The organism is Streptomyces sp. NPDC019531, from assembly GCF_044903305.1.
Taxonomy (GTDB): Bacteria; Actinomycetota; Actinomycetes; order Streptomycetales; family Streptomycetaceae; genus Streptomyces.
Map to the genome: position 1 here is coordinate 100411 of NZ_JBJDQL010000011.1, position 20712 is coordinate 121122.

General features: G+C 69.8%; 20 protein-coding genes. 3 read left to right on the plus strand and 17 right to left on the minus strand.

Translation table 11 applies throughout. From position 1 onward, the window contains the following. Positions 1-5: 5 nt before the first annotated feature. From ispG to ACI2L1_RS16275, 16 genes are all read right to left on the minus strand, one after another. A complete protein-coding gene (gene ispG, locus ACI2L1_RS16200) occupies positions 6-1163 on the minus strand; it encodes a flavodoxin-dependent (E)-4-hydroxy-3-methylbut-2-enyl-diphosphate synthase (protein ID WP_404739960.1) in 1158 nt (385 codons plus the stop codon). A 4-nt stretch (positions 1164-1167) separates the two neighbouring features. Beyond that, a complete protein-coding gene (gene hpnH / locus ACI2L1_RS16205) occupies positions 1168-2190 on the minus strand; it encodes an adenosyl-hopene transferase HpnH (protein ID WP_404739961.1) in 1023 nt (340 codons plus the stop codon). 5 nt (positions 2191-2195) lie between these two features. Beyond that, positions 2196-2837: a 1-hydroxy-2-methyl-2-butenyl 4-diphosphate reductase gene (locus ACI2L1_RS16210; RefSeq protein ID WP_404739962.1), complete on the minus strand. Its 642-nt coding sequence runs from the start codon at positions 2835-2837 to the stop codon at positions 2196-2198. Then, positions 2837-4828 carry a squalene--hopene cyclase gene (gene shc / locus ACI2L1_RS16215; protein WP_404739963.1) on the minus strand — a complete coding sequence of 664 codons (1992 nt, stop codon included), beginning with the start codon at positions 4826-4828 and terminating at the stop codon, positions 2837-2839. Before shc ends, ACI2L1_RS16210 begins: the two co-directional genes overlap by 1 nt. Positions 4829-4949: 121 nt before the next feature. Beyond that, positions 4950-6014 carry a polyprenyl synthetase family protein gene (locus ACI2L1_RS16220; protein WP_404740063.1) on the minus strand — a complete coding sequence of 355 codons (1065 nt, stop codon included), beginning with the start codon at positions 6012-6014 and terminating at the stop codon, positions 4950-4952. 71 nt (positions 6015-6085) lie between these two features. After that, positions 6086-7480: a hydroxysqualene dehydroxylase HpnE gene (hpnE, locus tag ACI2L1_RS16225; protein WP_404739964.1), complete on the minus strand. Its 1395-nt coding sequence runs from the start codon at positions 7478-7480 to the stop codon at positions 6086-6088. Further along, positions 7477-7626 carry a DUF6380 family protein gene (locus tag ACI2L1_RS16230; RefSeq protein ID WP_404739965.1) on the minus strand — a complete coding sequence of 50 codons (150 nt, stop codon included), beginning with the start codon at positions 7624-7626 and terminating at the stop codon, positions 7477-7479. Before ACI2L1_RS16230 ends, hpnE begins: the two co-directional genes overlap by 4 nt. After that, positions 7626-8576, minus strand: coding sequence for a presqualene diphosphate synthase HpnD (hpnD, locus tag ACI2L1_RS16235; protein WP_404739966.1), 951 nt, complete (start codon positions 8574-8576; stop codon positions 7626-7628). Before hpnD ends, ACI2L1_RS16230 begins: the two co-directional genes overlap by 1 nt. Next, positions 8573-9475, minus strand: a complete 903-nt coding sequence (hpnC, locus tag ACI2L1_RS16240) for a squalene synthase HpnC (protein ID WP_404739967.1) — start codon at positions 9473-9475, stop codon at positions 8573-8575. The genes hpnD and hpnC overlap by 4 nt, the downstream gene beginning before the upstream one ends. Before the next feature lie 386 nt (positions 9476-9861). After that, positions 9862-10641, minus strand: a complete 780-nt coding sequence (locus tag ACI2L1_RS16245) for an ABC transporter ATP-binding protein (protein WP_404739968.1) — start codon at positions 10639-10641, stop codon at positions 9862-9864. Further along, a complete protein-coding gene (locus tag ACI2L1_RS16250) occupies positions 10634-11563 on the minus strand; it encodes an ABC transporter permease (RefSeq protein WP_404739969.1) in 930 nt (309 codons plus the stop codon). The genes ACI2L1_RS16245 and ACI2L1_RS16250 overlap by 8 nt, the downstream gene beginning before the upstream one ends. Before the next feature lie 97 nt (positions 11564-11660). Further along, entirely contained in the window at positions 11661-12533 is an 873-nt protein-coding gene (locus ACI2L1_RS16255; protein WP_404740064.1) for a glycosyltransferase family 2 protein, read from the minus strand. Positions 12534-12541: 8 nt separating this feature from the next. Further along, positions 12542-13321, minus strand: a complete 780-nt coding sequence (locus tag ACI2L1_RS16260) for a CDP-alcohol phosphatidyltransferase family protein (RefSeq protein WP_404739970.1) — start codon at positions 13319-13321, stop codon at positions 12542-12544. Next, the gene (locus tag ACI2L1_RS16265; protein WP_404739971.1) at positions 13299-14360 is read right to left on the minus strand and encodes an iron-containing alcohol dehydrogenase family protein; all 1062 of its coding nucleotides are present in this window, start codon (positions 14358-14360) and stop codon (positions 13299-13301) included. Before ACI2L1_RS16265 ends, ACI2L1_RS16260 begins: the two co-directional genes overlap by 23 nt. Continuing rightward, positions 14348-15100 (minus strand): sugar phosphate nucleotidyltransferase, encoded by a 753-nt coding sequence (locus ACI2L1_RS16270; RefSeq protein ID WP_404739972.1) that lies wholly within the window; start codon positions 15098-15100, stop codon positions 14348-14350. The genes ACI2L1_RS16265 and ACI2L1_RS16270 overlap by 13 nt, the downstream gene beginning before the upstream one ends. Beyond that, complete coding sequence (locus tag ACI2L1_RS16275; RefSeq protein WP_404739973.1) at positions 15097-16884, minus strand: DUF5941 domain-containing protein; 1788 nt, start codon at positions 16882-16884, stop codon at positions 15097-15099. The genes ACI2L1_RS16270 and ACI2L1_RS16275 overlap by 4 nt, the downstream gene beginning before the upstream one ends. A gap of 278 nt (positions 16885-17162) precedes the next feature. On the opposite strand from ACI2L1_RS16275, the gene galE reads away from it, so the two are divergent. From galE to idi, 3 genes are all read left to right on the plus strand, one after another. Beyond that, entirely contained in the window at positions 17163-18131 is a 969-nt protein-coding gene (gene galE, locus ACI2L1_RS16280) for a UDP-glucose 4-epimerase GalE (RefSeq protein WP_404739974.1), read from the plus strand. Between the two features lie 143 nt (positions 18132-18274). Then, entirely contained in the window at positions 18275-19216 is a 942-nt protein-coding gene (locus ACI2L1_RS16285) for a cation diffusion facilitator family transporter (RefSeq protein ID WP_404739975.1), read from the plus strand. 188 nt (positions 19217-19404) lie between these two features. Beyond that, positions 19405-19998: an isopentenyl-diphosphate Delta-isomerase gene (idi, locus tag ACI2L1_RS16290; protein ID WP_404739976.1), complete on the plus strand. Its 594-nt coding sequence runs from the start codon at positions 19405-19407 to the stop codon at positions 19996-19998. Positions 19999-20004: 6 nt separating this feature from the next. Here the strand turns inward: idi and ACI2L1_RS16295 are convergent, their stop codons facing one another. Continuing rightward, positions 20005-20619 (minus strand): ATP-binding protein, encoded by a 615-nt coding sequence (locus ACI2L1_RS16295; protein WP_404739977.1) that lies wholly within the window; start codon positions 20617-20619, stop codon positions 20005-20007. Between the last annotated feature and the right edge of the window lie 93 nt (positions 20620-20712).

The window sequence follows — 20712 nt, forward strand, 5'->3', positions numbered from 1 at the left end:
GCTGATCAACTCACGGTGACGGCCGGCTCCCCCGCCGTGACGCCGTCCTGTTCCATCTGTTCGGCGATCTTCATCGCCTCCTCGATGAGGGTCTCCACGATCTTCGACTCCGGTACGGTCTTGATGACCTCGCCCTTCACGAAGATCTGCCCCTTGCCGTTGCCGGAGGCGACCCCCAGGTCCGCCTCCCGGGCCTCGCCGGGACCGTTGACCACACACCCCATCACCGCGACCCGCAGGGGCACTTCCATGCCCTCAAGACCCGCCGTGACCTCGTCGGCCAGCTTGTAGACGTCGACCTGCGCGCGCCCGCAGGAGGGACACGACACGATCTCCAGTCGCCGTTGCCGCAGATTGAGCGACTCCAGGATCTGGATGCCGACCTTGACCTCCTCGGAGGGCGGGGCGGACAGGGACACCCGGATGGTGTCGCCGATCCCCCTCGACAGCAGCGCCCCGAAGGCCACCGCCGACTTGATCGTCCCCTGGAAGGCGGGCCCGGCCTCCGTGACCCCCAGGTGCAGCGGGTAGTCGCACTGCTCGGCGAGCAGTGCGTAGGCGCCCACCATCACCACGGGGTCGTTGTGCTTCACCGAGATCTTGATGTCCCGGAAGCCGTGCTCCTCGAACAACGACGCCTCCCACAGCGCCGATTCGACGAGCGCCTCCGGGGTCGCCTTCCCGTACTTCTGGAGCAACCGCCGGTCCAGGGAACCCGCGTTGACCCCGATCCGGATCGGCGTGCCATGGTCCTTCGCGGCCCGCGCGATCTCCTTCACCTTGTCGTCGAACTGCTTGATGTTCCCGGGATTGACGCGTACGGCCGCACAGCCGGCCTCGATCGCCGCGAACACGTACTTCGGCTGGAAGTGGATGTCCGCGATCACCGGGATCTGCGATTTGCGGGCGATGGTCGCGAGGGCGTCCGCATCGTCCTGCGTGGGACAGGCGACGCGGACGATCTGGCAGCCGGACGCGGTGAGTTCCGCGATCTGCTGGAGGGTGGCGCCGATGTCGGACGTACGGGTCGTCGTCATCGACTGCACCGACACCGGGGCCCCGCCCCCGACTGCCACCGGTCCGACCATGATCTGCCGCGACACACGCCGCTCGGCGATCGGCCGGACCGGTACCTCTGGGACGCCCAAGGAAATGGCGGTCATGGCACTACTCGCGGTTTCCGTTGACGGTCTCGCGCATGGCGCGCAGGGACTCCTTGAGCGAGCCCATGGTGGCGAGGACGGCGGTCGGCTCGTAGCCGCAGTGCGCCATGCAGTTGGCGCAGCGCGGGTCCTTGCCGCGGCCGTACTTGTCCCAGTCGGTCTCCTCGATGAGTTCGCGGTACGTCGGCACGTACCCGTCGCTCATCAGGTAGCAGGGGCGCTGCCAGCCGAACAGGGAGTAGTTCGGGATCGCCCAGGCCGTGCACGGGAAGTCGACCTTGCCCTCCAGGAAGTCCAGGAAGAGCGGGGAGTGGTTGAGGCGCCACTTCTTGCGGTTGCCGCCCGCGAAGGCCTTCTTGAACAGCTCACGGGTCTGCTCCACGCCCAGGAAGTGCTCCTGGTCGGGCGCCTTCTCGTAGGCGTAGGCGGGCGAGATCATCATCTCGTCGACCTTGAGGTCGTCGTTGAGGAAGTTGAGCACCTCGATGATGGTCTGCGGGGTGTCGGTGTTGAAGAAGGTCGAGTTGGTGGTGACCCGGAAGCCGCGCTTCTTGGCCTCCTTGATCGCCTCCACGGCCTCGTCGAACACGCCCTCCTTCGCCACCGACTCGTCGTGCCGTTCGCGCAGTCCGTCGATGTGCACGGCGAAGGCGAAGTAGGGAGAGGGCTTGAACTTGTCCATCTTCTTGCGCAGCAGCATGGCGTTGGTGCAGAGGAAGACGTACTTCCTCTTCGCCACCAACTGCCGCACGATCTCGTCGATCTGAGGGTGCATCAGCGGCTCACCGCCGGCGATGGACACCATCGGCGCACCGGACTCAAGCACCGCCCCGACGGCCTGCGCCACCGGCATGCGCTGCTTGAGCACGCCCGCCGGATGCTGGATCTTGCCGCAGCCCTCGCACTTCAGGTTGCATGCGAAGAGGGGTTCCAGCTCCACGATCAGCGGGAACTTGTCCCGCTTGCGGAGCTTCTGTTCGGCCAAGTATGTAGCGACCTTGATGGACTGACGCAGCGGCATGGCCATCTGGCTCACCTCCTGGGGAGCAGCAAGGAACGGTGCCATTCATAGAAAGCGGGAAGGACGGAACGAAGAACGCGGAAGGCTGATATTCCACCGCGTACCGTGCCGATCCGGACGAGTTCATGTTGTGGAGCGTCCACGACCACCCGGACGGCCGCAACGGGGCGTTCGCCCGCGCGCACGGCGCTCAGGAGCGTGGCCGCGGACTCCATGTCGACCGCGATCGCGCCGGTCGCGAGCAGATCCGACCGCTCGTGACCACGTACGACGTGATCGGAGCCGGTGAGGGGTCCGGTGTGCACGGTACGTCCCGGTACGGCCCGTACGAGCTCCTTGACGAGTAGGTCGGTCTCCACACAGGGAACGGTTCCGTCCGGATCCCGGGTCTCCTCGGCGACCACCAGATCGCCGGGGTGCATCCCGGGGGCGAGCCCCGCGCAGAAGCCGGTGGCCAGGACGGCGGCTCCGGCGAGTTCGGGATCGGCCAGGCGACGGGTGACGGACCGTTCCGCCGCCTTGGGGCCCATGCCCGTCCGGAGCAGGGTGACCGGCCCGCCGGCCCCGCCGCGCTCGCCCGTGCGCAGGGCGAGGTGCTCGATGCCGAGCGCGCAGGCGATGAGCAGCGGGGCGGTGGCGGGCTGGGTGCTCATCAGACCGCCTCGGTCCGGGAGAACGGTTCTCCATGGACGTACCGGCCGAGCGCGGTGAGCGGGAAGACCTGCCGATAGAGGTGGTAGTTGATCGAGAAGTCCCAGGGAAAGCCGGTGCCGGTGAAGTAGGGCTCGTCCCAGGAGCCGTCCTCGCGCTGGGTGCTCGCCAGCCACTCGACGCCGCGCTCGACGGCTTTGGAGTCCTTCTCCCCCGCGGCCAGCAGCGCCATCAGCGCCCAGGCCGTCTGCGAGGCGGTGGAGGCGCCGCGGCCGCTCCACTCCTTGGCGTACTTGTAGGAGCGCAGGTCCTCGCCCCAGCCGCCGTCGTCGTTCTGCACCTTCTCCAGCCAGGCCACGGCCCGCCGGATCGCAGGGTGCGAGGCGGGCAGTCCGGCGGCGGTGAGGGCGGGCACCACGGAGCCGGTGCCGTAGACGTAGTTGACGCCCCAGCGTCCGAACCACGAGCCGTCCGGCTCCTGTTCGGCGAGCAGCCACTCGATGCCGCGCCGGGTCCGCGGGTCGTGCGAGAGCCCCTCGACGGCCAGCATCTCCACCACGTGCGCCGTGACGTCGGCGGACGGCGGGTCGATGACCTCGCCGAAGTCGCAGAACGGCAGCCGGTTGGGGAAGGGGCTGGTGTTGTCGACGTCGAAGGCGGCCCAGGCGCCGTTCTTCGACTGCATCCCGAGGTTCCAGCGGATGCCACGACCGATGGCCTTCTCGACCCGCTCCGGGTCGTGGTGCTTGACGCGGCGCAGCGCGAGGACGACCTCGGCGGTGTCGTCGATGTCGGGGTAGTTGTCGTTGTGGAACTCGAACGCCCAGCCGCCCGGCGGGAGTTGGGGCCGCTTCACCGCCCAGTCGCCGGGCCGCACGATCTCCTCGCCGAGCATCCAGTCCGCCGCCTTGACGAGCTGCGGATGGTCGGCGGCCACGCCCGCGTCGGCGAGCGCGATGGTCGCGAGGCAGGTGTCCCACACCGGCGACTGGCAGGCCTCGATCATCCGGGCCCCGTCCTCACGCCAGATGGCGAAGCGGTCCAGGGACTCCAACCCGGCCCGCATGACCGGGTGTTCGAGGTCGTAGCCGAGCAGGTGCAGCGCGATCACCGAGTAGACGGCCGGGGGCTGGATGCCGCCCCAGCAGCCGTCGTTCTCCTGCCGCTCGATGATCCAGCGGGCCGCGCTGTTCATCGCGGCTCTGCGCAGTCTGCGCGGGGCGACCTTGCGCAGCTGGTGCAGCGCCTTGTCGAGACGCTGGAAGGCGCCGTCCCAACTCGCCACCGGAGCAAGGGGCTTGGCCGGGTTCGGATCGGCCGGGTCGGCGTGCAGTTCGTCGAGCGGGAAGGGCGCGGGCCGCACCGGACGCTTCGCGGAGACGATCGTCAGCGGGACGATGGTCTGGCGGGCCCAGCACCCGAAGTCGTAGATGTTGAGCGGGACCCACTTGGGGAAGTAGATGAGCTCGGGCGGGAGTTCGGGCAGGTCCTCCCACTTCCACCAGCCGAACAGGGCGAGCCAGATCCTGGTGAACACCCGGGCGGCGGCGATACCGCCCTGCGCGCGGATCCAGGCGGAGGCCTTGGCCATGTGCGGGGCGCCAGGCGCGTCGCCGTCCAGGCGGAGGGCGACGTACGCCTCGATGGTCGTGGAGAGTTCGCCGGGCCCGCCGTAGAAGCCGGCCCAGGTGCCGTCCTCGCGCTGCTCACCGCGGATGAACAGGGCGGCGGCCCGGGTGGTCGACTCGTCGCGGATGCCGATGAACTGACGGAGCAGCAGGTCCTCGGCGTCCATCGTGACGTTGGTCTCGAGGTCGCCCTTCCACCAGCCCTGGGCGTCCTGCCGTGCGAGCAGGTGGTCGGTGGCGCGTTGTACGGCACGTACGGCGGCTTCTTGTACCCCGGCCGCCACGGGGGTGTCGATGTGGGTTTCGCTGGCCGCGGCAGCGCGGGGCGGCAGGGCCCCGGTGCTTCCGTCGGTCGTCGCTGTCATGGCTTCCCCTTCGTGCAGTGTGCAATGTGGTGCTCTGCTGTGGGTCCGCCGTCGGCCGGTACTTTTCCTTTCCTCGCAGCACCGGCCGGCGACTACGCGAGGGCTATTCGACCGATAGTGATCATCTCTTTCGTACGACGACGAAGTCCGCGAGCGCCGTGAACTGCGCCCGTACCCGGTCGGGCATGCCGATGGCGTCGAGGGCCTCGACGGCGATGGTGTGCTGACGGCGTGCCTCGGCGGCCGTCCACTCGCGGCCGCCCGCCTTCTCGATCAGGGCGGCACGGGACGCGAACTCCTCCTCGGAGAAGTTCGCGAAGTCGCTGGCCTTGGCGTCGGCGGCGAGGATCTCGCCGAGCCGCTCGGAGGCGGGTCCGCCCGCCGCGAGCGCGGCCACGACCGGCAGGGACTTCTTGCGCTGGCGCAGGTCGCTCCAGGTCTGCTTGCCGGTGGAGACCGGGTCGCCCCAGATGCCGAGGAGGTCGTCGACGGCCTGGAAGGCAAGGCCCAGGTGGTAGCCGTACTTCTCCAGGGTGTCGGCGGTTCGGTCGTCCGCGCCGCCGAGCACCGCGCCGATGGAGGAGGCGCAGGCGAGCAGGGCGCCGGTCTTGTTGCCCTCCATCTCCAGGCACTCCTCGATGCTGACGCGGTCGCGGTGCTCGTAGGAGATGTCCTGCGCCTGGCCGTCGATCAGGGCACGGGTGGCGGTGGTCAGCCGTCGGGTGGCGCGGCCGGCCTCGACGGTGCCGAGTTCCAGCAGGACCTCGTTGGCCAGGGCGAACAGGGCGTCGCCGACCAGGATGGCCTGGGCGGGGCCGTGCACCTTCCACACGGTGTCGCGGTGGCGGCGCTGCTCGTCGCCGTCCATCAGGTCGTCGTGCAGCAGCGAGAAGTTGTGGACCAGTTCGACGGCGACCGCGCCGGGAATGCCGGTCTCCGGCGCGGCGCCGGTGACCTCGGCCGAGAGCACGGCGAGGGCGGGGCGCACGGCCTTGCCGCCGTCTCCGTCGGCGGGGTTGCCCTGGGCGTCGATCCATCCGAAGTGGTAGGCGGACACGGTGTCCATGGGGGATGCGAGGCGGTCGACGGCCGCCTTCAGCACCGGAGTGGCCAGGGTCCGGCCGCGCTCCAGGAGCGCGGTCACGTCCACCGCGGACCTCGCAGCGGCCGTCTCGGCCGGGGGCACAGTGGGCACAGTCTCTCCTCTTGTTGCGGTACCGGAGGTGCTGGGGCCTGTCGCGCCGTGCTGGTCGAGCATCACGCCGCCTCCTCGAACTCGAAGAGGTGGCTGGGGCGGGGCCGGCCCAGGGCGTTCAACACGGCGTCCGCCGCGCTCACACCACTGCGGACCGCACTCTCCATGGTCGCGGGCCACCCTGTGGCGGTCCACGCGCCGGCCAGGTAGAGGCCGGGGGCTTTCGTACGAGCGCCGGGCCGCAGCCGTCCGACGCCGGGGGTCGGAGCGAACGTCGCCGTACGCTCCCTGGTCACGAAGAAGTCCTTCACCTCGGCGCCACGCGCGAGCGGCAGCAGCCGCTCCAGCTCGGGCAGATACCGCTCGCGCAGTTCGGCCACCGGCTCGTCGATCTCGTCGTGGGCGGCAGACTGGGACAGGGCGAGGTACTGGCCCTCACGCAGCCCGGAGGCGTCGGTGCGGTCGAAGACCCACTGCACGGGGCTGCCGAGGGCCGCGAAGAACGGCTTGTCGAGCACCTTGCGCTCGTAGACCACATGCACATTGAGGATCGGCGCTGTACCGATCTCCCTGAGATTTTCCGGCGCGTCGAGCGCACCCTCGGGCAGCAGGTCACACGCCTCGTTCTGGGCCACGGCGAGGACCACCGCATCGGCCCGGAGCGTCTCCCCGGGAACCTGAACGCTCCAAGTGCCGTTCTCGTCAGTAGAGATGGAGGTGACGCGTGTACGGACCTCGGTACGCACGCCCGCGGAGTCGAGCGCCTTGCGGGCGAGCCGGTCATGCAGTTCACCCAGCGGGACGTGCGCCCAGCCGATGTCGGCCGCGCCCGGGTCGGACAGCAGACCGGTCTTGAACACCATCGCGGCGAGCCCCAGCGAGGCGTCGCCCGCGACCGCGTTGAGGGTGGCGACCCCGACCAGGTCCCACAGGGCCTCGACGGCACGCGCCGACTGACCGTGCGCGGTCAGCCAGCTGCCGAAGTCCTGTGCGTCCAAGCTCGGATCGGCGAGGTCGAGCCCCTTGAGCGCGAGCGCCGCACGCCCGACCTTGGCACGCTCGGCGAGCGAGAGATGCGGATAGGTCGCGAGGCTGCGCCCCAGATGCAGGGGCACCGGCAGCGCGTCGCGCCGCAGTCTGCCGAGCCGTCGGCCCTCGGGCCGGGCCACGTCGAGCACGGGCACGTCGAGACGATCCTGCAGCGGTGCCAACGCCGTCCCCTCGACGCGGTCGAGGAACCAGCGGTAGGCGGTGCAGCAGCGCAGGTAGACGTGCTGTCCGTTGTCGACGGTCAGTTCGCCGCGCTGGAAGGAGAAGGCGAGCCCGCCCAGGCGTGGCCTGCCCTCCAGCAGGGTGACGCGCACTCCGGCGTCGGCGAGCGCGAGCGCGGCGGTGATGCCGGCGAGCCCGCCGCCGATCACGACGGCGTCCCGCGCGGACTGATGCCCGTCGCTCATCGCACACCCTCCCCGGTGCGGCCGCCGTGGTGTTCGAGCCATGCCCGGTAGGCCGTTGCAGTCAGGGACGTCGTCCCCGAGCGGAGGGTTGCGTGCCACTCTTCTCCGACGGCATCACCTTGGACCGAATTGTCCACGCTCCCCATCAGGCACGCCTCCTGACGGTCCGCCGCGTCACATGCCGCGCGTCCAGGCCGGACAGGCCACGGACGGCGACGTAGGCCTTCTCACGTCCGGGCAGCGAGACCCGGCCGCGCAGCACCGCCTCGGGGTCGCGCTCGATGCGGTCGAGCAGTCGGCGGTAGATGCCGGCCATGGCAGCGACACAGGCGCCGCTGCGCCGGTCGAGCATGGGGAGCAGCCGGTAGCCCTCGGCGAAAAGGGCGCGGGCCCGTCGCACTTCGAAGTGCACGAGGCCCGCGAAGTCGGCGCCCTCCGGCGGTTTCGCCCCCTTGAAGCCGGCCGAGCAGCCGAACTTCGCGAGGTCGTCGGCGGGCAGATAGGTGCGCCCGCCCTCGGCGTCCTCACGGACGTCTCTGAGAATGTTGGTGAGCTGGAGCGCAAGACCGAGCGTGTCGGCGTACTCCGGCGCGCGTTCGGCGGCGCGCGCCCCCGGTTCGGGACCGAACACGCCGAGCGAGAGCCGCCCGATGGCGCCCGCCACACAGCGGCAGTACACCTTCAGGTCGTCCCAGGTCTCGTAGGTCTCGCCGCGTACGTCCATCAGGACGCCGTCGATCAGCTCGTCCAGGCCGCCCAGCGGGATCGGGAAGGTCTCGGCGGCATGGGCGAGGGCGACGGCCACCGGATCGGTGTCGTCCTCGTCGACCGAGCCCTCCCGCACCCGGGTCAGCATCGCCCGGGTGTCCTCGAGTCTCGCGGTCTTGACGTCGTCCGCCAGCGCGCCGTCACCGATGTCGTCGACGCGGCGCGAGAACGCGTAGAGCGCGGACATCGCGCGCCGCTTCGACGTGGGCAGCAGTCTGATGCCGTACGCGAAGTTACGGGCCTGCTGTCCGGTGACTGCCTCGCAGTAGCTGTAGGCGGCGAGCACCGGTGGGGAGACGTGCGGTGATGACTCCACGGTCCGGATCACCCCTCTCCTCGCAGAGTGACGCCCACCTCGCGCAGCAGCCGCAGCTTGCCGGGCTTGGGCGGGCCGGGAAGTACGTCGTATTCGGCGGCGGCGATCGCATGGATCGCCGCCCTTCCCCCCGCCACGAAACCTGCGAGCAGCAGTCTGAGCCTGCCGTGGACGCTACCCACCAAGGGGGCGCCTTCATTCAGGAGGTCGCGGGCGCGTTGTGCTTCATATGCAACCAGTGCGCGCACCGATGCGCCCGCGGTTTTCGTGGCGAGATCCGTCTCCTGGACGTGAAAGCGCTTCATGTCCTGGGCCGGGAGGTAGATCCGGTCGCGGCCGAGATCCTCGGCGACGTCCTGGAGGTGTTCGACGATCTGGAGGGCGGTGCAGATCGCGTCGGAGAGCCGGACCCGCTCGGAGGTCGAGGTGCCGGTGACGGCGAGCACCAGACGGCCGACGGGGTTGGCGGACAGCTCGCAGTAGGCGAGGAGGTCGTCGTAGGTCTCGTAGCGCTTGACGAGCTGGTCCTGGCGATTGGCGGCGATCAGACCGAGGAAGGGCTCGGGGGTCAGGGCACGGCGGCGGACGGTCGGCTGGAGGCGGCGCAGCAGGGGGTGGTGGGGCTCCCCGGAGAAGACCCGGTTCAGATCGGCCTCGAAAGCGTCGAGAAGCAGCAGCCGGTCCGAGGCGTCCGAGGGCGACACACCGAGGAGCCGGGCGTCCTCGCCACCGGGGGCGAGATCTCCGTCGCCGATGTCGTCGACCAGGCGGGCGAAGCCGTAGACGGCCATGAGGTCGGTGCGCCAGTCCTTGGGCAGGAAGAACGGAGCCACGGGGAAGTTCTCCCCCGCGGCCTTGTCGAGCGTACCGCGCTCCGGATCACCGATGCGCGCCGTACCGGTTCCCGTCACCGCTCACTGCCCGCGGCGAGGACGGCACGAGCCGGGTGGAGCTGGGGATCTTCGGTCGCCATTGCCGTCACATCTCCCGTTCTACACCGCAGACCCAATACGGACTATTTCGGACACGCCGCCCGGCCGTCCGCGCGGCTTCCCCGAGATCGGGTGTCGCGCATTATCGCCCCACTTGCCGCGATTCGGCACCGGTACAGCTTACGTTGTACAACGCCGCTTGGATCGTCGGGGTGTCCTGCACATCACAACAACACACCGATTGGCCCCAAGATTCCTAAGGGGGGCCGAAGTTGACGTTTCCTTTGCAGACGCGGGGCCCCGCCGGAGCAGTTCCGGCGGGGCCCGGTCGAGCGCAGGGGGCTTTTTCGTCCGGCCCGCGTGGACTACTTGCCCGTGAACTTCTCGTACTCCTTGATGACCTCGTCGGTCGGGCCGTCCATGCGCAGCTCGCCGCGCTCCAGCCACAGGACGCGATCGCAGGTGTCACGGATCGACTTGTTGTTGTGGCTGACGAGAAACACCGTGCCGGCCTGCTTGCGCAGTTCGCGGATGCGTTCCTCGGAGCGCTTCTGGAACTTGCGGTCACCGGTGGCCAGGGCCTCGTCGATCATGAGGACGTCATGGTCCTTGGCAGCGGCGATGGAGAAGCGCAGCCGGGCCGCCATGCCGGAGGAGTAGGTGCGCATCGGAAGGGTGATGAAGTCACCCTTCTCGTTGATCCCGGAGAAGTCGACGATCTCCTGGTAACGCTCCCTGATCTGCTCCCGGGACATGCCCATGGCGAGCCCGCCCAATATGACGTTCCGCTCGCCCGTGAGGTCGTTCATCAACGCCGCGTTGACGCCGAGCAGGGAGGGCTGGCCGTGCGTGTAGACACGACCGCTCTCCGCGGGCAGGAGACCGGCGATGGCACGCAGCAGGGTTGACTTGCCGGAACCGTTGGAGCCGATCAGGCCGATCGCCTCGCCCTTGTACGCGACGAAGGAGACGCCCCGCACAGCGTGCACCTTGCGCACACCCCGCTCCTCGCCGCGCTTCAAGATGCGGCTCAGTGCGGCGGTCGCGCTGCCCTTGCCGGTCTTGGCGCCGTTGACGCGGTAGACGATGTGCAGCTCGTCCGCGATGACCGTCGGGATCTGCTCGTCCCTGATGTCCTCAGCCACGGCCGTACCTCTCCTCAGCCTTCCAGAAGTACACGAAGCCACCGAGCGCGAAGAGCACGGCCCAGCCACCCGCGACCGCCCAGACGTGGTCGGGCAGGTTCTCCGAGCCGTAGTCGTCGATCAGGGCGAAACGCATCAGGTCCATGTAGAGGGCCGCCGGGTTCCACTGGAGCACCGTGGCGACCCACTGTGGCTTGTCGGCCAGCATGATCGGGATCGAGAACATCACCCCGGACGCGTACATCCAGGTGCGCATCACGAACGGCATGAGCTGTGCCAGGTCGGGGGTCTTGGCGCCGGCGCGGGCCATGATCAGCGCCAGGCCGGTGTTGAAGAGGAACTGCAGGGCCAGTACCGGGACGATCAGCACCCAGGACAGGTCCGGGTAGTGGCCGAAGCCGACCGCCACGGCGAACAGCACGATCATCGAGAACAGCAGCTGCTGGAGCTGCTGGAGCGCGAAGGACACCGGCAGCGAGGCGCGCGGGAAGTGCAGCGCGCGGACGAGGCCGAGGTTGCCGGAGATGGCACGCACGCCCGCCATGACCGAGCTCTGCGTGAAGGTGAACACGAAGACACCCGTGACCAGGAACGGGATGTACACGTCCTTCGACATGCCCCGGCTGGCGTTGAGGATGACGCCGAAGATGAAGAAGTACACGGCGGCATTCAGCAGCGGGGTGGCCACCTGCCACAGCTGGCCGAGCTTGGCCTGGCTGTACTGGGCGGTCAGCTTGGCCCGCGAGAACGCGATGATGAAGTGACGCCGGTCCCAGAGCTGACGGACGTACTCGACGAGCGAGGGGCGGGCGCCGCTCACGGACAGTCCGTACTTCGCGGCGAGCTGTACCGCCGTGAGGCCCTCGTCGGGCGACGCGGGCGCGCTGGTCACGACCGGGCCGTCATGCGTTGTCTCACTCAATGGTGGATAACTTTCGTCTTCGAGATGCGCGGCCTGTGCAGGCAGGGCACGAGTGTGGGACCGCGGTGCGGCCCGGGTGCTCTCAGGGACGAGCTTGTCAGATGACCGGGGGGCGGCCCAGTCGGGTGAGCCGCCACACCGTACGCCATTTCATGGGCCGACGCGGACCGCAGGGTGTGCTCCAGCCTTCCCGGAAGCCGCCGAACCAGGCCTTGAGGGCCGGCCGCGAGGGGCGGCGTACGAGAGTGAGCAGCAGCCAGACGCCGAGGTACACCGGGACCAGGGGCGCGGGCAGGTTGCGGCGGGCGAGCCAGACGCGGTTGCGGGCGACCATGCGGTGGTAGACCGCGTGCCGCGAGGGCGCGGTCGTGGGGTGGTACAGCACCATGTCGGACCGGTAGTCGATCATCCAGCCCGCGTCGAGGGCCCGCCATGCCAGGTCGGTTTCCTCGTGGGCGTAGAAGAATTCGTCCGGGAGGCCGCCGACTTCGGCGAGGACCTGGGTGCGTACGGCGTTGGCGCCGCCCAGGAAGGTGGTGACCCGGGAGGAGCGCATCGGGTCGGCGGCGCGCAGCCGCGGGACGTGCCGGCGCTGGGTGACCCCGGTGTCCGGGTCGGCGATGCGGAAGCTGACGATGCCGAGCTTCGGATCCTCGGTGAAGGCCTTGCGGCACAGTTCGGCGGTGTCGTGGCCAGCGAGAAGGCCGTCGTCGTCGAGGAACATCAATAGGTCGACATCGCGACCGCTGGGGCCGAAGGCCTCGATGCCGACATTGCGGCCGCCGGGGATGCCGAGGTTCTCGGGGAGCTCGATCGTCCGGACGCCGTCGGGGACGTCCGGGACGGGCGAGCCGTTGCCGACGACGACCACCTCGACCGGGTCGCCGTCCTGCTTGGCGACCGAGTCGAGCAGGGCGCGGAGCTCCTCGGGACGGTTGCCCATCGTGATGATGACCGCGCCGACCTTCATGCCGGCACTCACTTCAGCCTGCTGGAGGCGAGGATCGACACGAGGTGCAGCAGGGTCTGGAGCAGGGCGATGCCGGCCAGCACCGCGACGCCGAGCCGCGAGAAGAACAGGTCGTCGCGCACATGGTCCACGATCGCGAGGACGAGGATCAGCAGGGACGCCTCGATGCCGAGGATCAGCCGGTGGAACTTGAACGCCGCGGCGGCCCGGCGGGCCAGCGCCATGCCGGAGGAGCGCATCTCGGCGGCCGCCTCCTGCACGGGCGGCTTGCCGGCCTGGTGCCGGGCGACACCGACGAGGTCGGTCTCGGCCTTGATCAGGATCGCGCCGAGCGCGGCCAGGGTGCCGAGAAAGGCCCACAGCCAGTCGATACGGCCGCTGCCGAACAGGTCGGCGGCGCGCAGGCCGAACCCGACGAGCACGGCCGCGTCGGTCAGATAGGCGCCGACCCGGTCGAGGTACACGCCGTTCAGCGAGTACTGCTTCTTCCAGCGCGCGATCTCGCCGTCGACGCAGTCAAGGAGCAGGTACATCTGGACGCACACCACTCCGAGCACGGCGCCCGGGATCCCCGGTACCAGCAGCGCCGGGGCCGCGAGGACACCGAAGACGGTCATCAGGTACGTGAGCTGGTTGGGCGTGACCCTGGTGTTCACCAGGTAGCGGTCCACCCGCAGGGACACCTCACGCATGTAGAGGCGTCCCATCCAGTGCTCACCGCTGCGCCGGTCCTTGACCCCAGCGGGGTGGACGACCGGACGGAGTTCAGCTACCGATGGCCTTGACATAGTCGGTGTAGATGTCCTTGATCTGGTCGGTCTTGAGGTCGAGGTGTTCGAGGATGGTGTAGCGGCCGGGGCGTGTCTCCGGGGCGAACTCCACGGCGCGGACGAACTCCGCGGGTGTGAAGCCGATCTCCTCCGGCAGCACCGGCAGTCCGTGCCGACGCAGTACCTCGGCCATGTACGCCGCCTCTTCGTGGGCTCCGCGCAGGTACATCGCGAAGGCCGCGCCCAGGCCGCACTGTTCGCCGTGGGCGGCGGCACGCTTGGGGAAGAGCAGGTCGAAGGCGTGGTTGATCTCGTGGCACGAGCCCGAGGCGGGGCGCGAGTCGCCGGAGATCGACATCGCGATGCCGGTGAGGACCAGCGCCTCGGCCAGGACCTGGAGAAAGTCGTTGTCGCCGACGCCGCCGGGGTGCCGTAGCACCGCCTCGCCTGCCTGGCGGGCCATGGCCGCCGCGAGACCGTCGATCTTCTCGCCCTTGACCCGGTTCGCGAGCTCCCAGTCCGCGATCGAGTTGATGTTGGAGATAGCGTCGCCGATGCCCGCGCGCACGAAGCGCACCGGAGCCTCCCGGATGACGTCGAGGTCGATGACCGCGGCGATCGGGTTCGGCACACCGTACGAGCCGCGCCCGGCGTCGTTGTCGAGCGTGGCGACCGGCGAGCACAGCCCGTCGTGCGCGAGGTTCGTCGGTACCGCGACCAGGGGCAGGCCGACGCGGGCAGCGGCGAACTTGGCACAGTCGATGATCTTGCCGCCGCCGAGGCCCACGACGGCGTCGTAGTGGCCGGCCTTTATGTCGCTCGCCAACCGCACGGCGTCGTCGAGGGTGCCGCCGTCGACCTCGTACCAGGTGGCGCCGGGCAGCGTCGGCTCCAGACGCTCGCGCAGCTTGACGCCCGAGCCACCGCTGACGGCGACGGCGAGCCGGCCCGAGGTCGAGATGCGCTCGTCGGCGAGCACGCACGCCAGATCGTCGAGGGCACCGGGGCGGATGTCCACGACCAGCGGCGAGGGGATCAGCCGGGTCAGTACTGGCATGCGATCTCCCGTCCACGGGCGAGATCGTCGTGGTTGTCGATCTCCACCCACTGCACGTCGCCGATCGGCGCGACATCGATCCGGAAGCCCCGGTTCACGAGTTCCTGGTACCCGTGCTCGTAGAACTGCTGCGGGTCGGTCTCCCAGACCGCCTTGAGCGCGTCGGCGAGTTCGGGGGCGGCGTCGCCCTCGATGAGCGTGACGCCGATGTACTCGCCGGTCGCCTCGGCCGGGTCCATCAGCTTGGTGATCTTCGTCATGCCCTTCCCGGCGTCGACGACGACCTTCATCTCCTCGTCGGCCAGCGACTTCACGGTGTCCAGGGCGAGGATGATCCGCTTGCCCTCGCCACGCGCGGCGAGCAGTGTCCTCTCGACGGAGACCGGGTGCACGGTGTCGCCGTTGGCGAGGATCACGCCGTCCTTGAGGGCGTCACGGCCGCACCACAGGGAGTAGGCGTTGTTCCACTCCTCGGCCTTGTCGTTGTCGATGAGGGTGAGCTTGAGGCCGTACTTGTCCTCAAGGGCCGCCTTGCGCTCGTACACGGCCTCCTTGCGGTAGCCGACGATGACCGCGACCTCGGTCAGGCCGATCTCGGCGAAGTTGGCGAGCGTCAGGTCCAGGACCGTGGGTTCGCCCTCTATTCCCGCGGGGCCCACCGGCACCAGAGCCTTGGGAAGGCTGTCGGTGTAGGGGCGCAGACGCCGGCCGGCGCCGGCCGCCAGCACGAGGCCGATCATGCGGGTTCTCCTTCGTCGTGTACGGCGGGAGCCCCTGCGGACACCCAGAAGCGGACGCTCTCGACGAGCACCACCAGGGCCACGGCCACGGCCAGGACCGTGAGCGCGACCGTGAACTGCGAAGCGGTGAGCGCGGCGGCCAGGACGGTGACGAGCAGCGTCCGTCCTTCGTGCCCCCCGACGGCGCGCACCAGCCAGGCCGGGGGCGCTCCGGCGTTGCCGCGGATGCGGTACACCGTGTCGTAGTGATGGTAGGCGACGGCCGCCACCAGGCCGAAAGCCGCGGGAAGGGCTCCGTTCACGTCCGCTTCGGCTGCCAGGACCAGGACAGTGCCGTATTCGGCGGCGCGGAAGAGCGGGGGGACGAGCCAGTCGAGGGCGCCCTTCAGGGGGCGGTACAGGGCCTGACCGGCGGTGACGGTGTAGACGACCGCACCCGCGACGGGCGCCCAGGTCACCCCGGAGAAGACGGCCACGGCGAGGACGGCGGTACCGGCCGACGCCACCAGCAGCGGCGCTCCGAGGCGGACGCGTGTGGCGCGTGCCACGAATGAGGCGAGCGGTCCGTTGTCCGCGAGGTCCGCCAGCGCCTGCGCCGCCCGGTCCGTCCGCTGCGCCTTCCGCGTCAGCGACCGCAGCACCCGGCCCGCCGTGGTGTAGGTCGCCGCGAAGGCGCACCCGACGAGAAGGACGTAGAAGGTGATCCGCGGAGTCGTGGCCGCCGTGAGCACCGCGATCATCGCCCAGCGCTCGCCGATCGGCAGGACGATCATCCGCCGTACCCAGACCGTCCAGCCGACGCTGTCGAGCTTGTCCGAAAGGGCGGCCGTGGGGCTGGTGTTGGCGGTCGCGTCGTGGTTGGCCTCGTTGAAGGAGAAGTCGACGACGTGCCGGCAGGTCTGGACGACCATCGCGCCGAGGGCGAGGGCCCATACGTCGTCGCCGCCCCGGGCCGCTCCCAGAGCGAGGCCCGCGTAGTACGCGTACTCCTTGGCCCGGTCGAAGGTGGCGTCGAGCCAGGCGCCGAGCGTGGAGTACTGGAGGGAGTAGCGGGCGAGTTGGCCGTCGGTGCAGTCCAGGACGAACGACGCGATCAGCAGGACTCCCGCCGCGATGAAGCCGCCGCGCGTACCCGTGGCCGCGCAGGCCGCCGCGATCAGAGCGATGAGCAGGGACGCGGTGGTGACCTGGTTCGGGGTCAGGCCGCGGCGGGCGCACCAGCGGGCGACGTAGCGGGAGTACGGGCTGATGAAGTGGGTGGTGAAGAAGCCGTCGCGGGACTTCACGGCGGACTTCAGGCGTACGGCCTCGTCGTCGACCTCCGCGACGGCCTGCCGTGCCTCGTTGCGGGCCTGGGGATCGACGGGCACGGCGGCGACCAGGCTGCCGAGCTCGGGCTGGTGGACATCGGCGCCGTCGTCGGCCAGCGCGGTGACAAGGCGGTCGGGGAGGCTGTCGACGGCGACAGCGGTACCGCCGCCCGCGGAGTTCTCGCGGGCCAGCGCCCGGGTCAGTGTCACTCGGCCGTCGGGCTGCGCGGTGATGGCGCCGGGCAGCGCGGCGAGGGAGAAGCGGGGGTCGGTGAGACCGAGGCGCAGGGCGTGCACGTGGCCGACGAAGCGGGCGTCGACGAGGGCGACCCGCTGGTCACAGGGCGCCTCGGCGACCAGCCGCTCGGCATCGGCGGCGTCCGCGGCGACCCGCACGTCGAAGCCGAGGGACCGCAGATCACCCTCGATCGACGATCCGGGGACCGGCTGACCGGTGAGGATGGCGGTCGACAACCGAACTCACTCCCTGGGTGCCGACGCGCTGGCGCCGGTCATGTGCACGATGGGGGCGCCCCTTGGCTGCACCAGGCGGGCGGCATGTCGGCAGAGGCTATCGGATGCCAAGAAGACTGCGTTCACCGCCCGTTAACGGGCCGATCAACACCGCCTCCCCCGGCCTTTGCCACGATCATCATCGGTGATCCTGGCCTCCGCCCACAAACCGCGGCCCGCAGAGCGGACATCCAGGACATCGTGAGTGCTTCCGGAGCGTCGGCATAGGGTGGACGACCATGACGTGGCTGATCACCGGCGGTGCCGGGTACATAGGGGCGCATGTGGCGCGGGCCATGACAGGGGCCGGGGAGCGGGTGCTCGTCCTGGACGACCTGTCGGCGGGCGTGCCCGCCCGGCTTCCCTCCGAGGTGCCGCTGATCCGGGGTTCCTCGCTCGACGGTGGCCTGCTGAAGCGGGTGCTCGCCGAGCACGCGGTGACGGGTGTGGTGCATCTCGCGGCGCGCAAGCAGGTCGCCGAGTCGGTGGCGCAGCCGACCCGCTACTACCAGGAGAACGTCGGCGGTCTCGCGACCCTGCTGGAGGCGGTCGCGGAGGCCCGGATCGAGCGCTTCCTCTTCTCCTCTTCGGCCGCCGTCTACGGCAACCCCGACGTGGAACTGATCACGGAAGAGACCCCCTGCGCCCCGGTGAACCCGTACGGCGAGACGAAGCTGGCCGGGGAGTGGCTGGTGCGGGCGGCCGGGCATGCCCACGGGATCTCCACCGTCTGCCTGCGCTATTTCAACGTCGCCGGGGCCGCCGCGCCGGAGCTCGCGGACACCGGTGTCTTCAACATCGTGCCCATGGTCTTCGACCGGCTCACCCGGGACGAGGCGCCACGGATCTTCGGCGACGACTATCCGACGCCGGACGGCACCTGCGTCCGTGACTACATCCATGTGTCCGACCTGGCCGAGGCTCATCTCGCGGCGGCCCGGCGGCTGTCCGAAGGCGACCGAAGCGGTGACCTGACCGTCAACATCGGTCGCGGCGAGGGCGTTTCCGTGCGCGAGATGGTCACGGTGATCGGGGAGGTGACCGGAGACCGGCGGCCTGCCGTCGTGGAGCCCAGGCGTCCGGGAGACGCCCCCGTGTCGGTGGCCTCGGCCGCCCTGGCCGCTGAGACGCTCGGCTGGCGCGCACGGCGAGGGGTGCGCGAGATGATCGACTCCGCCTGGCGGGGTTGGTTGCTCCACCACAACTGAGGGTGCCCTGACCTGCGATTCGTTTCCGCAGGTCAGGGCACATGACAACGGTGTTCAGTGCCGCGTTGCCCGATACCCCCCACCCGTAGTTGACTGTGATCCCGGACGGGCTGTTCCGGATCAACGCGTAGGAGGCGGCTTCCATGGGGGCTGGGCACGATCACGGGCACGCGCACTCGCACGCCCCGGTCGGCGGTACGGCGACCGCGGCGTACGTCGGCAGGCTGCGCGTGGCGCTGTCGATCACGCTCACCGTCATGGTTGTCGAGATCATCGGCGGCGTCGTCGCGGACTCCCTCGCCCTGGTGGCCGACGCGGCGCACATGGCGACGGACGCGCTGGGTCTCGGTATGGCCCTCCTCGCGGTCCACTTCGCGAACCGCCCGCCGACGGGCAATCGCACCTTCGGGTACGCCCGCGCCGAGATCCTCGCGGCCCTCGCGAACTGTCTGCTGCTGCTCGTGGTCGGCGGGTACGTCCTCTACGAGGCGATCCAGCGGTTCGTCACGCCCGCGGACACCGAGGGCGGGCTGACCATCGTGTTCGGCGCGATCGGTCTGGTCGCGAACATGATCTCGCTGACCCTGCTGATGCGCGGCCAGAAGGAGAGCCTGAACGTCCGCGGAGCGTTCCTTGAGGTCGCGGCGGACGCGCTGGGCTCGCTCGCGGTGATCGTCTCGGCCGCGGTGATCCTGACCACGGGCTGGCAGGCCGCCGACCCGATCGCCTCCCTGGTCATCGGTCTGATGATCGTGCCGCGCACCTTCAAGCTGCTGCGCGAGACCCTCGACGTGCTGCTGGAGGCGGCGCCCAAGGACGTCGACATGGCGGAGGTACGCACGCACATCCTGGCCCTCGACGGGGTGGAGGACGTCCACGATCTGCACGCTTGGACGATCACCTCGGGCATGCCGGTGCTCTCCGCGCACGTGGTGGTCCGCTCCGACGTGCTCAGCGCGATCGGCCACGAGAAGCTGCTGCACGAGCTCCAGGGCTGCCTCGGCGACCATTTCGACGTGGAGCACTGCACCTTCCAGCTGGAGCCGAGCGGCCACGCGGAGCACGAGGCGCGGCTCTGCCACTGACACGCGTGTACGGTGCATGAAACGCCCGTTCTGACGGAATGCAGCGATCCGGCACACCTTTGCGTCCTCCACCCCACAGCCCCGCCCCGGGGCGGTTCCGGGTCCGCCGCGCCGGGCACGATCAACTGCCGGGAGTGCCCGATCGGTGCGGCACACTTGGGGCGCGAAGACCGATGTGAAGGATGGGTATGCCGACCACACCTGCCACCACGACGCACTCTCCGTCGAACGGCGCCGCGAACGCGATCCTGCTGGAACTGGTCGACGAGCACGGTGTGACGATCGGCACCGCGGAGAAGCTCGCCGCCCACCAGCCGCCGGGACAGCTGCACCGTGCCTTCTCGGTGTTCCTCTTCGACGAGCGGGGCCGGCTGCTCCTCCAGCAGCGGGCGCTGGGCAAGTACCACTCCCCCGGTGTGTGGTCCAACACCTGCTGCGGTCACCCCTACCCCGGCGAGGCGCCCTTCGCGGCGGCGGCCCGGCGGACATACGAGGAGCTGGGCGTCTCCCCGTCGCTGCTCGCCGAGGCCGGCACGGTCCGCTACAACCACCCGGACCCGGACTCGGGCCTGGTCGAGCAGGAGTACAACCACCTGTTCGTCGGTCTGGTGCAGTCCCCGCCCGGTCCGGACCCGGAGGAGGTCGGCGCAACCGCGTTCGTGACCCCCGGCGAGCTGTCGGAGCGGCACGCGAAGGACACCTTCTCGTCCTGGTTCATGACGGTGCTGGACGCGGCCCGTCCCGCGGTCAGGGAGCTGACAGGCCCGTCCGCCGGCTGGTGACCGCCCTCAGGCCACGCGCACGGGCTTGAGCGGCAGGGCGGACCAGATCACCTTGCCCCCGCCGGACGTGTGCTCGACGTCGCACACGCCACCCGCCTCCCGGGTGACCTCGCGTACCAGCAGCAGCCCCCGTCCGCCGGTCTCACTGTGGGGATGGTCCAGTGCGGTCGGACGGTAAGGGTGGTTGTCCTCGACGGACACCCGCACCCACTCCCGGCCCACGGCGACCTCCACGGCGAGCATCGGCGAGAGCAGGGCCGCGTGCCGGACGGCGTTCGTGACCAGTTCCGACACGATCAGCAGAAGGCCCTGGACGAGGTCGTCCGAGACCGGCACCCCCTGGCGGTGCAGCAGGTCCCGTACGGCGTGGCGCGCCTGTGGGACCGACGCTTCGACGGCGGGAGCGGTGAACCGCCACACTCCCTCGTACGGCAGCGGGTCCGGTGCCCCCGGATCAAGAAGGTTCGGTTCGAGTGGTTCCGGTCCGAGTGGTTCCGGTCCGAGTGGTTCCGGTCCGAGTGGTTCCGGTCCGAGTGGTTCCGGTCCGAGTGGTTCCGGTCCGGGAGGTTCCTCTCCGCCGCCTGGTGGGCGAGGGCCGTACCCGCGCCCATGGTCGTCCATTCTTCGGTCGCCACCCTTGCGCTCGATTGTCACCACACGTCGAGTGTTGGCAGCGGGTCACCCCACTCCGCAGACCTGAACAGAAGTCAGCGA

What these genes read in the sequence shown, in the direction of transcription:
- ispG (WP_404739960.1), bottom strand. Translation starts at nt 1,163, where the DNA reads ATGACCGCCATTTCCTTGGGCGTCCCAGAGGTACCGGTCCGGCCGATC.
- hpnH (WP_404739961.1), bottom strand. Translation starts at nt 2,190, where the DNA reads ATGGCCATGCCGCTGCGTCAGTCCATCAAGGTCGCTACATACTTGGCC.
- ACI2L1_RS16210 (WP_404739962.1), bottom strand. Translation starts at nt 2,837, where the DNA reads ATGAGCACCCAGCCCGCCACCGCCCCGCTGCTCATCGCCTGCGCGCTC.
- shc (WP_404739963.1), bottom strand. Translation starts at nt 4,828, where the DNA reads ATGACAGCGACGACCGACGGAAGCACCGGGGCCCTGCCGCCCCGCGCT.
- hpnE (WP_404739964.1), bottom strand. Translation starts at nt 7,480, where the DNA reads ATGAGCGACGGGCATCAGTCCGCGCGGGACGCCGTCGTGATCGGCGGC.
- ACI2L1_RS16230 (WP_404739965.1), bottom strand. Translation starts at nt 7,626, where the DNA reads ATGGGGAGCGTGGACAATTCGGTCCAAGGTGATGCCGTCGGAGAAGAG.
- ACI2L1_RS16255 (WP_404740064.1), bottom strand. Translation starts at nt 12,533, where the DNA reads ATGAAGGTCGGCGCGGTCATCATCACGATGGGCAACCGTCCCGAGGAG.
- ACI2L1_RS16260 (WP_404739970.1), bottom strand. Translation starts at nt 13,321, where the DNA reads ATGTCAAGGCCATCGGTAGCTGAACTCCGTCCGGTCGTCCACCCCGCT.
- ACI2L1_RS16265 (WP_404739971.1), bottom strand. Translation starts at nt 14,360, where the DNA reads ATGCCAGTACTGACCCGGCTGATCCCCTCGCCGCTGGTCGTGGACATC.
- ACI2L1_RS16270 (WP_404739972.1), bottom strand. Translation starts at nt 15,100, where the DNA reads ATGATCGGCCTCGTGCTGGCGGCCGGCGCCGGCCGGCGTCTGCGCCCC.
- galE (WP_404739974.1), top strand. Translation starts at nt 17,163, where the DNA reads ATGACGTGGCTGATCACCGGCGGTGCCGGGTACATAGGGGCGCATGTG.
- ACI2L1_RS16285 (WP_404739975.1), top strand. Translation starts at nt 18,275, where the DNA reads ATGGGGGCTGGGCACGATCACGGGCACGCGCACTCGCACGCCCCGGTC.
- idi (WP_404739976.1), top strand. Translation starts at nt 19,405, where the DNA reads ATGCCGACCACACCTGCCACCACGACGCACTCTCCGTCGAACGGCGCC.
- ACI2L1_RS16295 (WP_404739977.1), bottom strand. Translation starts at nt 20,619, where the DNA reads ATGGACGACCATGGGCGCGGGTACGGCCCTCGCCCACCAGGCGGCGGA.